We start from the raw sequence: 13,438 nt of genomic DNA, 5'->3' as shown, positions 1-13,438 counted from the left end.
CATCTCACTCGACCCCCTCACGCAGCGCCCGCGTCGGATCCGCCCGCCGCAGCGCCAGCGCCGCCGTCACCAGGAGCGGGGTCAGTGCCACCGCCGCCAGCAGCGCGGCCACCCGTGTGAGCGGGAGCTGGATCAGGACCGTGGGGACCGGACGGGTCGCCTCGTCCGTGAGCACGATCAGAGGGACCACCGCCCGGGTCAGCACCGTGCCCAGCAGGGCGCCCACCAGCAGGGCCAGCGCCACCAGGACGCTCTGTTCCAGGGCCACCGCCCGGGCCACCCGCCGACGCGGGGCCCCCAGCGCGCGCAGTACGGCGAACTCGCCGCCGCGCTCGCGCAGCGAGCCCGCCGCGCTCACCGCGAACCCGACCGCGGCCAGCGCCGCCGCCACCCCGGCCGCCGCCGTGAACGCGGCCTCGGGGCCCGCGCCGAACGGGTCGTCGCGCAGCTGCCCGGCGAGTTCGTCCCGCGCCACGATCTGCGCGGGGTCCATGTCGGGCCAGGCCCGCAGCGCCGCGGTGACGCGGTCCGTGGCGCCCGGCGCGGTGGTGAGCCACCACTCGGTCGGCTCCACGCCCTGGGAGTACTGCTCCTGCAGCAGCCGGTTCACGGACCGCAGATCGATCAGCAGGGCCCCGCCGTTCTCCGCGGCGGTCGGCAGCTCCCGCACGGTCCGCACGATGCGCACCGGCAGGTTCTCGCCGCCCAGCGGTACCTGCAGGCTCTCCCCGACCGAGGCGCCCGCCGAGGTCAGGAAGCGCTCGGTCGCGACAGCCGTGATGCCGACCGCGCTCGGCTGCGGGGCCTTCATCCGGACGGTGACCACCCCCACGCTCCAGGTGTCGTCGAGCGGGATGAACCCGGTGCCGTAGTCCACCGACAGCCTCCCGGATTCCGAACTCATGCGCGGTGGGGCGGGTTTGTTCTTGTCGTCGGGAGTCGAGGTCACCCCTTCGCTCTGCGAGGTGACTTTCCAGGAGGTGGGCAACGGCAGTCGGCGCACCGTCCCGTCGGTGCTCCGCGCCGTCAACTCGCTCACGGTGAAGCGGTGTCGCTCGGCCTTTCCCCTGGGGACGGGCACGGACAGCTCCAGGTCGGTCAGGGTCAGCGGGACACCGGGCAGCTCGATGTTCAGCGCGTGGGCCCGTCCGTCGCCGGGGAGTTGGCCGAGCGGGACCCGGTAGGGGGTGCCGTAGTGGTCCACCAGCGTGACGGTGGCCGACGCCGTCATGCCCTGGACGGGACTGCGCAGGGTCGCGGTCAGCCGCAGCCTGGTCGTGCCCGCGGGCACCTCGACGCCCGCTGTCGCGCCGTTGGGGCCGAGTCCCTGGAGGAACGGCCCGGAGTGCAGGTCGGAGCGGATCAGCATCGAGGCGCGCGAGGTGTCCAGCGCCAGCACCGTCGCCACCCGGCCGCCGGACAGCGGCAGTTCGGACCGGGCGGCGGGCGCGGTCCGCGTCACACCGGGGACGGCCGCGAACTGCTCGGTGCGGCCGATCCCCCCGTCGCCGGAGGCCAGGACCCGCACCGGCACCCCGGCGCGGAAGTCCGCCTGGTCGGACTGCGAACGGTTCCAGGAGGCGCCCTGTCCGATCGCCAGCATGCCCAGCGCCACCGCGAGGACCAGGAGCAGCACCGGGCCCGCGCCGCGCATCGGGCGGCGGGCGATCTGCCAGCCCGCCAGGGCCGCGCTCAGCCCGCGCCCGCCCGCCGCCCGGCGTTCGGCGAGCCTGGCCAGCGGCGGCAGCAGCCGCAGCGTCAGCACGGTCCCGGCCAGCAGCGCCAGCGCGGGTGCCGCCACCAGCAGCGGGTCCACGCCCAGCACGCCGGAGCTGTTGTCGTTCACGGCACCGGAGGTCTGGCGGCTGAGCTGGAAGTACGCCACCCCGGCCACGGCGAGCAGCCCGATGTCCGCGCCCGCGCGCACCGCACCGGGCAGGGCCCCCGCCCGGCCGCGCGCGAAGGAGGAGGTCAGCGCGGGCAGCGTCACCGCCAGCGCGCACCCGAGCGCGATGCCCGACGCGACCAGCCACACCCCGGGCCGCCCGTCCCACGGCACCTCCAGACGCAAGCCGATCCGGGCCAGCGGGCCCCGCCCGGCCAGCAGCCGGGTCAGCGGGCGCGCCAGCAGCGGGGCACAGAGCAGCGCGGGCAGCGCGAGCAGCAGCGCCTCCAGGGCGGCGAGGCCCGCGATCCGGCCGCGGGAGGCGCCGCGCGCCAGCAACAGCCTGCTCTCACCGGTGCGTTCACTGCTCAGCAGCCCCGCCACCAGCAGCAGGGCGCAGCCCGCGAGCAGCACCAGTTGGAGGGCCACGATCAGGAGGGTGGAGCGGGACAGCAGCAGGGAGCGGTCGGTGCGGTCCAGGACCTCGGGCAGCGAGGTCGACGCGGTCGTGGCGCCGCCGAGGGAGGGCTCCTTGCGCAGCGCCGCGTTCCCGGCGAGTGCCGTCTCGCGCAGGGCGTCGGTGCGCGCGGTCGTCACCGTCCCGAAGTCGGCGGAGGCCAGCCAGCCCGCCGACCCGGCGCTCACCGTCCCGTCGGTGAGCACGCCGGGATCGGCGAGCAGCGGGCCGTACGTCGTGAAGTCGAGCTTGTTGATGCCCCGCCCGTGCAGGTCGTCGAGGAGCCAGTACGGGTCGTCGACGCGCACGGGCCGGTACACGCCGGTCACCGTGACCTGCACCGAGGGGCCGCGCAGCCGGTCGGTGAGGGTGAAGCGGGCGCCGGGGGCGAGGTGGAGGGTGCGGGCGGCGGTCTGCGGGAGCGCCACCTCGACGAGCCCGTCCGCCGCGCGCGGCAGCCGCCCCTCGACCAGCCGCACCCGCCCGCGGTCCAGCGCCGCGAAGTGCGTCAGATCCGGGTCACCGGACCGCCGCGACTCGGGCTGGAGCGACCGCGGCAGCGCGTACGGGCCCGACCTGAGCAGCGTCCGCACGGTCACCGGCAGCCCGTCGAAGGTCTGTCGCGCCACGGTGCGTACGGCGTTGTCGGCGGCCCTACGACGTTCCCCGGGGACGTCGGCCTTGACGACCAGCGAGGTGTCGGCGGCGTTGCGCCGGTCCTGGAGGGCGTGGCGCAGGGCCGCGTCGCCGATCGCGCCCGAGTAGGCGGTGAGTGTCGCCAAGACCGCTGTGGTCAGCAGGACCGTGAGCAGGGCGGCCGCGAGCAGCAGCCGGTGCGCCCGCGCACGCAGGAACACCAAACGTGCGATTCCCCCGAACCCCGTCACCCGGCCCCCCCGCCGTGTTGTGCAGATCTCCGGCGAGGATGTCAGAGGCGATGGTCGCGAGTAAGCGCTTGTAGCCCGGACTTGACCTGATTGTGACCGGAATCCGGCGCAGTGCGACCGGAATCCGGCAATCAGTGAGCCATGGTCACGGAGGGGTGATCAGTCGGCGGTGTTCACCATCGAAGCGGCCGCGTAGGTCAGGTAGTTCCACAGCTGGGTCTCGTGCTCCTCGGACAGGCCGAGTTCGTCGACGGCGTCCCGCATGTGCCTCAGCCACGCGTCGTGCGCCTCGCGGTTGACGGCGAAGGGCGCGTGGCGCATCCGCAGCCGGGGATGGCCGCGGTTGTCGCTGTACGTCGTGGGGCCGCCCCAGTACTGCATGAGGAACAGCGTGAGGCGCTCCTCGGCCGGGCCGAGGTCCTCCTCGGGGTACATGGGCCGCAGGACCGGGTCCTCGGCCACCCCCTCGTAGAAACGGTGGACGAGGCGGCGGAAGGTCTCCTCCCCGCCGACCTGCTCGTAGAAGGTCTGCGTCTGAAGCGTGCCGCGCCGGATCTCTTTCACGTCAACCATGGTCTCAGACGGGGTGGACCAGGACTCAAGGCTTAGGACCTCCGGGGCGCAGGGTGCAGAGTGGAGGTATGGGCGCGCACGCTCTCGACCGGGACCTCGCCGAACTCGCCGACTCGGCGCGGGCCGCGCTGGTGCGGGAGATCGACGCGAGCGGGGCCTGGGCCGCCGACCCGGGATGGCGCGAGGCCTTCGAGGCGGTGCCCCGGCACCTGTTCGTGCCGTACTACTACGTCGGTGTCATGGGGGGCTACGAGCGGCGCTGGGGCGAGAGTCCCGACCCGCGCGCCCGGGAGAAGTGGGTCCGCGGAGCCTACGCCGACGCCCCGCTCGCCACCCGGCTGCGCGACGGCGAGCTGGTCTCCTCCAGCAGCCAGCCCTCGCTGATGGCGATGATGCTGGCCGAACTGCGGGTACGAAACGGCGACCGGGTCCTGGAGATCGGCGCCGGCACCGGCTACAACGCGGCCCTGCTCGCGCACCGGCTCGGCGACGACCGCGTCACCACCGTCGATCTGGAGCCGGAGATCACCGAGGCGGCGCGCGGACATCTGGCCGCCGCCGGCTACCACCCCGCCGTCGTCACCGGCGACGGCGCGCGCGGGGTGCCCGAACGCGCCCCCTTCGACCGGATCATCGCCACCTGCACCCTGGCCAAGGTCCCGACCGCCTGGCTCGCCCAGTGCCGCCCCGGCGCCCTCATCCTGAGCCCGCTCGCCACCGGCCTGATCGCCCTGACGGTCCGGGACGCGGGACATGCGCAGGGGCGCTTCCTGCACACGCCCGCCTACTTCGTGCCACTGCGCGGCACCGGACGGCCGGACCCGGAGCCCGCGGAGCTGGGCGGCGTCCCGCGCCCGGCCCGGGAGAACGAACTGTTCCGCTTCCTGCTGGCCCTGAGCCGCGGCAGCCTCGAACCGGAGGAGGCTCACGCCCTGTGGAAGCGCGAGGGGCAGCCGCGTCGGGAGCGGTACGGCATCACGGTCAGCGGCGACCGGGAGTGGGCGTGGCTGGACGACCCGGAGGGACCGTATGCGTGGCCCCTCCGGTGACGTGGCCGTTCTCCGCCGTGACGGCTAGCCGCGACGGATCGTGATCGTCGTCCAGGCGCCGACGTGCACCCGGTCGCCGTCCTGGAGCGGCACCGGCACGAACGGTGTGATGGGCTCCTCGGCGCCGTTGACCGTGGTGCCGTTCGTCGAGTTCTGGTCGACGACCGCCCAGGAACCGTCCGGCTGCTGCACCAGCACCGCGTGCTGGTGCGAGACGCCCGGGTCCTCCGGCGGCACCGACAGATCGACGTCGGGGGTGTCGCCGGTGGAGTGCCGGCGGCGGCCGATGGTGACCTGGTTGCCGGTGAGCGTGCGCTGCTGCTCGGGGGAGTACGCGGGCAGGTTCAGGCCCGCGGCCTCGGGGCCGGAGCGCTGCATCATCGCCATGAAGTAATCGCGGTCCGGGCCGATGGTCGCCGTCCAGGTCGCCGGCTGCTGCGGGAAGGACGGGCCGGGGGGCGCAGGCGGGGCCTGGGTGGAGCCGGGCTGCGGGTAGCCGTAGCCGCCAGGACCGCCAGGACCACCGGGCCCGCCGCCGGGACCGCCGGGGGCGGTGGGACCGGGAGGGGAGATGACCCAGTCGTCGGCGCCGCCGCCGAAGGACGGACCGCCCTGCTGCGGACGGTTGGTCTCCTGCGGGAAGGCGGGCGGGGCGCCCTGTGCCTGGAAGCCCTGCGGGGCACCGCTCGTGGCGCCGGGGCCGGCGGGCGGGGTCGGACCCGGGGGCGGCGGGACCGGACGGGAGGGGTCGGCGCCGAAGTTCGGCGGGCCACCAGGTCCTCCGGGACCACCAGGTCCCTGCTGGCCGGGGCGTCCCGAGTCGCCCGGGAAGCCCTGCGGGCCGCCGGGGCCGGACTGCGCGGGACCGCCGCCGAAGCCCTGCGGGGCGCCCGGGCCACCGGGACCCGAGGGGCCGGGTTGCGTGGGCGGGCCGCCGAAGCCCTGCGGGGCACCGGGACCGCCGGGGCCGCCGGGGCCGGGCTGGGTGGAGCCGGGCTGCGGATAGCCGTAGCCGCCGGGGCCACCGGGACCACCAGGGCCGCCGCCCGGACCACCGGGCCCGCCGGGACGCGACTGGTCACCCGGGAAACCGGAGGAGCCGGGGCGTCCCGGGTCACCGGGGAAGCCCTGGGAGCCGCCGGGTCCGGACGGGCCGGGCCCGCCGGGACGGGACGGGTCACCCGGGAAACCGGAGGAGCCGGGACCGCCCGGTCCACCGGGGCCGCCGGGGAAACCGGAAGGGCCGGACGAGCCGGGTCCGCCGCCGGGGCCGGGGCGCGAGGGGTCACCGGGGAAGCCGGACGGACCTCCGGGGCCACCGGGACCGCCCGGACCGGTGCGGCCCGACGGTTCCGAGCCGAAGGGGATCGGTTCCGCAGGGCGGTTCACCTGGGACGGGCGGGAGCCCTGGTACTCGTAGGAGTCACCGCCGCCACCGAAGGACGGACCGGGTCCGGGGCCCGACTGCTGCTGGAAGTGCGAGGGCGGGCCGCCGGAACCGGCCGGCGGGCGCGGGGCGGCCGGGGTGTAGGAGGTCGCGGTGTTCGTCAGGAAGTTCCACCGGCACTCCTCGCAGAAGGGCGCACCGCCCTCGCGGGGGGTGCGGCACTGCGGGCAGAGCTCCGGCTCGGCGTCCGGTACGGCGGACAGATGCGGACGTCCGCCGGGCTGGCCGGCGGGACCGCCGGGCGGCGGGAAGCCGTAGCCGCCTCCACCCGGACCGGGCGGCGGCGGAGGGGGCGGAGGCACGGCACCGGCCATGCGGTGACCGCAGACCTCGCACCAGTCGTCGGAACCCGACTGGTGTCCGTTCGGGCAGGTCGGCATGTCGGCGCTTCCCCCTCTCGGATCAGGGAACTATTACGTCACTTCTTTACACGAACAGTCTTTGTCGACCGGGTCTCGAGAGTCATCTCGTCGGCCTCCTCGACCTTCGCCTTCAGTCGCACAGTACCTGTCGTGGCGTCGACCACGTCGACCACCTTCGAAAGCAGTTTCGCAGTATCGGCGTTCCCCGAGTCGTTCGCGAGCTGGACGGCCCGGCCCAGTTTGGCCGTTGCTCCATCGATATCGCCCGCTTTGCGAAGATCGAGCCCCTGTTGGATGGCCTGCGCCAGTTCCGCCTGGCCGGTGTAGTGGGCGACTTGGGGGTTGATCGACGTCGAGGCGACCATGTCGTCCGTCCACACGGCCCTCACGAGACCCTGGGCGCCCAGGTTCTGCGTGCCGCCGTCGGGCTGCGGGACGACCAGCGACACCCGGGCGGCGAGCATCTCCTGGCCGATGTTCGCGACCGGGACCTCGACGCAGACGTGGTAGTCACGGGACTCGTCGCCCCAGGAGCCGGTGGGGTAGTCCCCGGCCCGCGGACCGGCCTCGGTGCGGCGGTCGGTGAGCTCCTCGACGGTGGGCGCGACCTGCTTGACGAACTTGATGGTGGTGCCCACCGGGGTCCACACCCTGAGCGCGACGTCGGCGACCTCCTTGCCCATGGCCGTCTCCATCATCTGCGTGAAGTCGGTGGCGAGAGCGGCCGGGTCGGCGACGATGTCGGCGGTGCCGAGCAGGGCGGAGGCGATCCCTGTGACTTCTTTCACTTCCCAGTCGGTGCCCACGCCCCGGGCGTCGCAGGTGAAACGCCCCGCGCAGGCGTCGAGGGACGCCTTGAGGTCCTCCGGCGACTCGTGTTCGTTGCGGCCGTCGGTGAGCAGGATGCCGTGGCGGATGGCGACCTCCGCCGAGGACAGCAGCCGGTCGGCGAGGCGCAGCCAGGTGCCGATGGCCGTACCGCCGCCCGCGTTGAGCTTGCGCAGCGCCTGCTTGGCCTGATCACGGGTGGTGGCGTCGGCGACCGCGAGACGGCCGCCTCCCGGATACACCTCCTTGGCCACGTGCGTGCCGCCGATGACCGCGAAGTGCACACCGTCGCGCAGGGTGTCGATCGCTGCGGCGGTGGCGTCGCGGGCGTTGCGCATCTTGGTCGGCGGGTAGTCCATGGAGCCCGAGCAGTCGACCATGATCGCGACCGCCGCCGAGGGGCCCTGTCCCGCCGACCACAGGTGCGGGGCCGCGACCGCGCTTCCGATCGTGCCGCCACCGGTCGCGGTCACCGTCACGATCGCGTTGACCTCGCGGCCGCCCTCGGGCAGGTACTCGTTCTGGTAGACGTCCATCGCGAACTGCGGCACGTTCGACTTCGAGAAATTGGCCATGCCTACTCAAATCCCCCTCGCGAACCCCACATGCGTGGGGCGATGACTGAAGTGCGGACCGGTCCCCTCCGGTCCGCTGAGGCGTCCCCGTTCGTCCGGCCTCAGGCCGATCCTGCCCCCTGCGGAGGGGTCGGGAACGGTACGACGGCCACTGTTACGTTGTCGTGGCCCCCGCCGTCCAGGGCATGACCGACCAGGACCCGCGCGCAGTGCAGCGGGCGGACGGCGGCGTCGGCCGGGACGGCCTGCGCCATCTCGTCGGCCGCTTCCGCGTAGTTCCACAGGCCGTCGGTGCACACCACCACCACACCAGGCCGGTCCGGCTTGAAGGAAGCGGTGTGCGGGTCGAGTTCGTAGGCGTCCGCGCCGAGCCAGCCCGTGATCGCGTGGGCCCGCTCGTCGGCGTACGCCTCGGCCTCGTTCATCAGGCCCGCGGCGACCATCTGCGCGGCCCAGGAGTCGTCCTCGGTGAGCCGGGCCGGGGGTGAACTGCGGTCCGTGGGCACCCAGTAGACCCGGCTGTCGCCGACCCAGCCGACGACCAGCAGACTCGGGGTGACGACCGAACCGACGATCGTGCACGCGGGGGCGTTCTGGTGCGGCTGGTGCTCGCGGGCCGTCGCGGGCTCCGCGGCGAGCGAGTTGACCGCGCGGGAGGCGGCGACGATCGCCTCGTGCATGGCCTGCTGGGGGTGGGTGCCCTGCGGCAGCGCGGCCAGCAGCGCCTCGGCCGCGGCCCGGGAGGCGGCCAGGGAGGCGTCGTCGGGGCGGGTCGCGGAGGACACGCCGTCGCAGACGATCGCGAAGGTCGCGGGCTGCCCGTCGGGGAGCACGCCGGTGCCCAGCGTGAACGCGTCCTCGTTGCGGTGGTGGCGCAGGCCGCGGTCGCTGACGGCGGCGATCGGGCCGGCCTCCTGCTCCATGTGGTCGCGCTCGCGGGGCTGCGCGTGCCCGCAGTTCTCGCAGTAGCCGTCGTCGTCGACCCGGCCGGCACGGCAGGCCACGCACACTTTGGTGCCCTCGGCCGGAGTGGGTGGGCCGGCGGCCACTCGCGGGTCGGGCGCCTGCAGGGGGTACTCGTCGGGCTCCGGCGGCCGGTCGAAGCGCACGCCGGAGGCGGGGGAGACCGGCGACCCGAGCACCGGCCCCGACGGGGGCGGCACCGGGGGCAGTTCGTGCTCGCCCGAGGCCGCGGCCCGGAGGTCGGTGGGCAGATGGAGCTCGGCCGGGGGGTGCGGGGCCTGTGGCCAGGGGCCGCCCGGGGGCGCGCCGTTCAGGGCGATGGTCGGGCTGTCGTCCGGCCGTGCCGGGACGGCGGACAGGTCGTATCCGCACGCACCGCAGAAACGGTCGCCCGACTCGAGGGGTTCCTCGCAGCTCGGACACCTCGACAGGGCGGTCTGCTGGGGCATCTGGGACATCAACTACACCCACGTCCGGGGGCGGTAACGGTTGGCTCGTTCCACCAGGTCGATCCTCTCCTCGCCGCCCTGCGCGAGCCGGGCCAGCGTGCGGTACGAACGCTCCAGGCCGAAGCGCAGTCCTCGCTCGTCCAGTCCGCTGCCGAGCAGCGCCCGTCCCCCGGTGGCGGGGGCGACGGAGTCCTGGCCACCGGAGAGTATCCAGTCCAGGGCCGCGCCCAGCACCTCGGCCGACAACTGCTCGCGACGCGCCGGGTCCAGTCCGTACGCGTCCAGCGCCTCGACCTGCCCGGCGGCGGCGGTCAGGTCGTCCAGGAAGGGTACGTCGCCCGCGGTCGCGGTGCGTCCACGCAGCCGCGCGCGGACGGCAGCCACGCGGGCGGCGGTGTAGTGGATGGAGGACTCCGGCACCGACTCCAGCGTCCTCACGGCGCTACGGCGGTCCCCGGTCGCGAGCTGCACACGCGCGAGGCCGAACGCGGCGCTCACATAGCTCGGGTCGGTCGACCAGACCAGCCGGTAGTACTCGGCGGCGTTGTCGAGCTGGCCGAGCACCTCCGCGCACAGGCCGAGGGCGAGCTTGGGGGCGGGTTCGCCGGGGAAGGCGTCGTAGATCGCGTCGAAGGCGAGCGCGGCGGCCTCGTGGTCGCCGGTCCCCAGCGCGGCCACGCCCCGGTACCAGACCACCCGCCAGTCGTCGGGCCGTTCGTTCTCCAGCCGCCGCAGCGCCTCGTCCGCGGTGTGCGCGTCGCCGTTCTCCAGCCAGGCCCGCACCTGCCTGAGCCGGGTCTCCGCCGACGGGGCCGGCGCGGCCGCGAGGGCGCCGAGCAGCTCGGCCGGTGCGGTCGTCATGAGCCCGGCGAGGAAACCGGCGTTGGGGTCGGCGGGGTCGACGTGGGGGACGGGGAGCGCCAGCGCGGCGACGGCGGCGTCGGGCGGCTTGACGAGGGAACCGGCGGCATTGAGGGCGCCGCCGGGCCGCACCGCGCCTGCGGTGCCGACGGGGGTCCTGCGGGAGGGCACCATCCGTCCGCCCAGCCGCGACACCTCCCCGTCCAGCTTCGGGAACAGCTCCGTGTCCGTGACCCGGACCTCGGGCCCGAACAGGGTCGACAAGGAGGGCCTGGCGCGGCCCGTCTGCAGCGAGACGACCTCGCGCAGGACGCCCGTCAGCTGCTCCGACATCTCCTGCGCGGAGGCGAAACGGCGGGCCGGGTCCGGGTCCGTGGCCCGGACCAGCAGCCGGTAGAACGACTCGTACTGGCGGAAGACCTCGATGTTGTCGGGGTCGGGCAGCGAGTCGACGAAGACGTTGGTGTAGCCCTGGAAGTCGAAGGTCAGCACGGCCAGGGTGCGGCCGACCGTGTACAGGTCGGAGGCGATCGAGGGGCCCACATCGGCGACCTCGGGGGCCTGGTAGCCCACCGTGCCGTAGATGGCCGACTCCTCGTCGTCCATCCTGCGCACCGCGCCCATGTCGATGAGTTTGAGCTGGTCCTCGGTCTGGATGGCGTTGTCGACCTTGAAGTCGCAGTACAGCAGGTTGCGGCTGTGCAGGTGGCCGAGCGCCTCCAGGGCCTCGATGCCGTAGGCGCAGGCCTGTTCCACCGGCAGCGGGTCCCGCTTGCCGTCCGTGGAGCGGCGGCCGTTGGCGATCTCCTTCAGCGACTTGCCGCCGACGTACTCCATGACGATGTAGCCGTCGAGCGAGCCGGTGCGCTGGTCGAGGTGCTCCACGAAGTTGTAGATCCGCACGATGTTGGCGTGCTCGATCTCCGCGAGGAAGCGCCGCTCGGAGATCGCGGCGGCCATCGCGTCCTGGTCGCCGGTGTCCAGCAGGCCCTTGAGGACCACCCAGCGGTCGGACACCGCACGGTCCACGGCCAGATAGACCCAGCCGAGCCCGCCGTGCGCCAGACAGCCCGCGACCTCGTACTGCCCGTGCACGATGTCGCCGGACTTCAGCTTCGGCACGAACGAGTACGGGTGGCCGCACTTGGTGCAGAAGCCCTCCGTGCGCCCCTTGTGGTCCCCGCGCGAACGCCCCACCGGCGCCCCGCAGTCGGAGCGCGAGCAGAACCGCTTGCGCTCGGGTACCTCCGGGTTCTCCAGGACCATCCCGCGCGGATCGGGCCGCGGCACCCCGGGCACCTCCACCAGGCCCGCGCCGAGCCGACCGCGCCCGGACGAGCCGGTCGAGGAGCCGGAGCTGCGCACCGACACCGAACGGCCCGTGGACTTCCCGGACACCGACCGCGAGAGCCGTCCCGACACCGAGCGCCGTGACTTCGCCGAATGGGAGGACGTGCGCGAGGAACCGCGGCCGGTGGAGCGCGAACCGGCGCTGCCCTGCGAGTCCCTGCCGCCGCCGGTGGGCACCGAGCCGGCCCGGCCCGCCCCGAGCGAGGCACCCCCCGAGACGACCGGGGCGAGACCGCACGTGTCGCAGTACAGCTCGCCGCCGCCCATGTCCTCGTACGTGCCCTCGCAGCCGGGCCGCTGACAGGGCTGCTGTTCCTGGCTCATGGTCGCCGCACCCCCTTCGTCACTCACGTTCCGGGCCCCCTCCGGTCCTCGGGGCCGCTCTGCGGCACCCGCGGGGCGCCCAGCAGTTCGGCGGCCGCGTGCTGGTAGCGCAGCACGGCCTGTTCGGCGACCCTGAGGTCGCAGGGCGCGCTCCACAGCATCCGCCGGGCCGCGTCGTACCGCTCGATCAGGAACGGATCCTCGGCCAGACCGTGCCGGGCGACCTTCGCCTTGTACGCGTCGAGCCGGCCCCGCAGCTCCGCGCGGACCGCGAGCGGCGCGGTGACCGCCGTCAACGACTCGCGGGCGCGCAGCAGTTCGTCCTCCGCCTTCTGCTCCAGGGACTCCAGAAGCGGGGACAGACGGTGCCACTGGGCGTGTCTGCGGTACTCGGCGGCCGTCGCCAGCTGCTCCTGCAGCGCGGTCGGCGGACCACTGACGACCGGCACCTCCGTGGCCGCGATCTTCGCGAGGACCTCGCCGCGCGCGAGGCGTGCCTCGGCGAGCGTGCGGTCCGCGCGGGAGAGCACGTCCCGCAGCTTGACCAGCCGCGCCTCCGCGTCCTGCCGCACCGTGAGCACCGCGTCGATCTCCCGGCGCACGTCCTCCAGGGCGCGCGCCTCACGGTCGTACGCCGTGGTGTCCGGCTTCCCGCCGCCGGGCGCCGAACTGCCCTGCGCGCGCTGCCAGAAGGCGAGCGGGTCGGAGATCACCTGCTCGCGCAGCGAGGTGAGGGTGCGGGTGATGCGCTCCAGGTCGTCGCCGGCCGGGTGCTCCCCGGGGCGTACACCGACGGAGTGCGCGAGCTGCCGGGTGCGCTGGAGCTCGGCGGCCAGTAAATCTATCCGCGCGGGCAGCGCCGACCACACCGCGTCGGCGGCGACGACCATGTCCAGGCTCGTCGCGTACAGCTCGTTCATCCGCTCCACGAGCGTCACCAGCGAGAACCGCTCGCTGAGCTTGCCCGAACCGCCGTGCAGGGTGGGCGCGTTGGCCGTGGCGGTCGTCGAGCCCGCGACCGTGACCGACTCGCCGCGCAGCAGCTCGGTCAGCTCCGCCAGGTCCTCGCGGCTGGACCAGCGGCGCCGGGAGCGGATCTCGCGGGCGGAGCGCAGCGCGTCCGCGTACGCGTCGAAGTACGCCCACAGCAGGGTGATCGAGGCGTCGGCGGACTCCCAGCGCTCCTTGGTGAGCCCGGTGAGCTCGGCGCCTTCCAGGAGTCTGCGGCCCGCGTGGTCCTGCAGGGCGAGGAGCGAGGTCTCGATCGCCTCGTGCTCCGCGCCGAGCCGCGCCAGCGCACGGTCCACCTCGTCCCGGTCCATCACCGGCCCGGGGGGTCCCGTGACGCCCATCGATCACCTCTCGCTGCTGAAGGGTTGCTGGGGGTTGTGCCCTGTGTGGTGGTGCCGGTGTTCCTCTGAGGATGCG

General features: G+C 74.1%; 8 protein-coding genes. 1 reads left to right on the top strand and 7 read right to left on the bottom strand.

Annotated elements, in window-relative coordinates:
- Positions 1-4 precede the first annotated feature (4 nt).
- Positions 5-3,199, bottom strand: coding sequence for an FtsX-like permease family protein (locus tag IOD14_RS37685; RefSeq protein ID WP_249126333.1), 3,195 nt, complete (start codon positions 3,197-3,199; stop codon positions 5-7).
- 189 nt (positions 3,200-3,388) lie between these two features.
- Positions 3,389-3,802, bottom strand: coding sequence for a globin (locus IOD14_RS37680; RefSeq protein WP_174269139.1), 414 nt, complete (start codon positions 3,800-3,802; stop codon positions 3,389-3,391).
- 68 nt (positions 3,803-3,870) lie between these two features.
- On the opposite strand from IOD14_RS37680, the gene IOD14_RS37675 reads away from it, so the two are divergent.
- Positions 3,871-4,851, top strand: coding sequence for a methyltransferase domain-containing protein (locus IOD14_RS37675; RefSeq protein WP_212672644.1), 981 nt, complete (start codon positions 3,871-3,873; stop codon positions 4,849-4,851).
- Positions 4,852-4,875: 24 nt separating this feature from the next.
- Here the strand turns inward: IOD14_RS37675 and IOD14_RS37670 are convergent, their stop codons facing one another.
- The 5 genes from IOD14_RS37670 to IOD14_RS37650 form a co-directional block, all read right to left on the bottom strand.
- The gene (locus IOD14_RS37670) at positions 4,876-6,678 is read right to left on the bottom strand and encodes an FHA domain-containing protein (RefSeq protein WP_212672643.1); all 1,803 of its coding nucleotides are present in this window, start codon (positions 6,676-6,678) and stop codon (positions 4,876-4,878) included.
- Between the two features lie 38 nt (positions 6,679-6,716).
- On the bottom strand, positions 6,717-8,063 hold the full coding sequence (locus IOD14_RS37665) for a VWA domain-containing protein (protein WP_123989296.1): 1,347 nt from the start codon (positions 8,061-8,063) through the stop codon (positions 6,717-6,719).
- 101 nt (positions 8,064-8,164) lie between these two features.
- The gene (locus IOD14_RS37660; protein WP_174269138.1) at positions 8,165-9,487 is read right to left on the bottom strand and encodes a PP2C family serine/threonine-protein phosphatase; all 1,323 of its coding nucleotides are present in this window, start codon (positions 9,485-9,487) and stop codon (positions 8,165-8,167) included.
- Positions 9,488-12,010 carry a serine/threonine-protein kinase gene (locus IOD14_RS37655; RefSeq protein ID WP_212673487.1) on the bottom strand — a complete coding sequence of 841 codons (2,523 nt, stop codon included), beginning with the start codon at positions 12,008-12,010 and terminating at the stop codon, positions 9,488-9,490.
- Between the two features lie 23 nt (positions 12,011-12,033).
- Positions 12,034-13,362 carry a hypothetical protein gene (locus IOD14_RS37650; RefSeq protein ID WP_123989294.1) on the bottom strand — a complete coding sequence of 443 codons (1,329 nt, stop codon included), beginning with the start codon at positions 13,360-13,362 and terminating at the stop codon, positions 12,034-12,036.
- Between the last annotated feature and the right edge of the window lie 76 nt (positions 13,363-13,438).

The sequence above is a fragment of the Streptomyces sp. A2-16 genome (assembly GCF_018128905.1).
Lineage (GTDB): Bacteria > Actinomycetota > Actinomycetes > Streptomycetales > Streptomycetaceae > Streptomyces.
Note: the sequence above shows the minus strand (reverse complement) of the source record. Positions and strands in the feature narration are given on the sequence as shown.

Excerpts from the sequence above, each read along its gene's own strand:
- IOD14_RS37680 (WP_174269139.1), bottom strand. The coding sequence starts at position 3,802 with ATGGTTGACGTGAAAGAGATCCGGCGCGGCACGCTTCAGACGCAGACC.
- IOD14_RS37675 (WP_212672644.1), top strand. The coding sequence starts at position 3,871 with ATGGGCGCGCACGCTCTCGACCGGGACCTCGCCGAACTCGCCGACTCG.
- IOD14_RS37670 (WP_212672643.1), bottom strand. The coding sequence starts at position 6,678 with ATGCCGACCTGCCCGAACGGACACCAGTCGGGTTCCGACGACTGGTGC.
- IOD14_RS37665 (WP_123989296.1), bottom strand. The coding sequence starts at position 8,063 with ATGGCCAATTTCTCGAAGTCGAACGTGCCGCAGTTCGCGATGGACGTC.
- IOD14_RS37655 (WP_212673487.1), bottom strand. The coding sequence starts at position 12,010 with ATGAGCCAGGAACAGCAGCCCTGTCAGCGGCCCGGCTGCGAGGGCACG.
- IOD14_RS37650 (WP_123989294.1), bottom strand. The coding sequence starts at position 13,362 with ATGGGCGTCACGGGACCCCCCGGGCCGGTGATGGACCGGGACGAGGTG.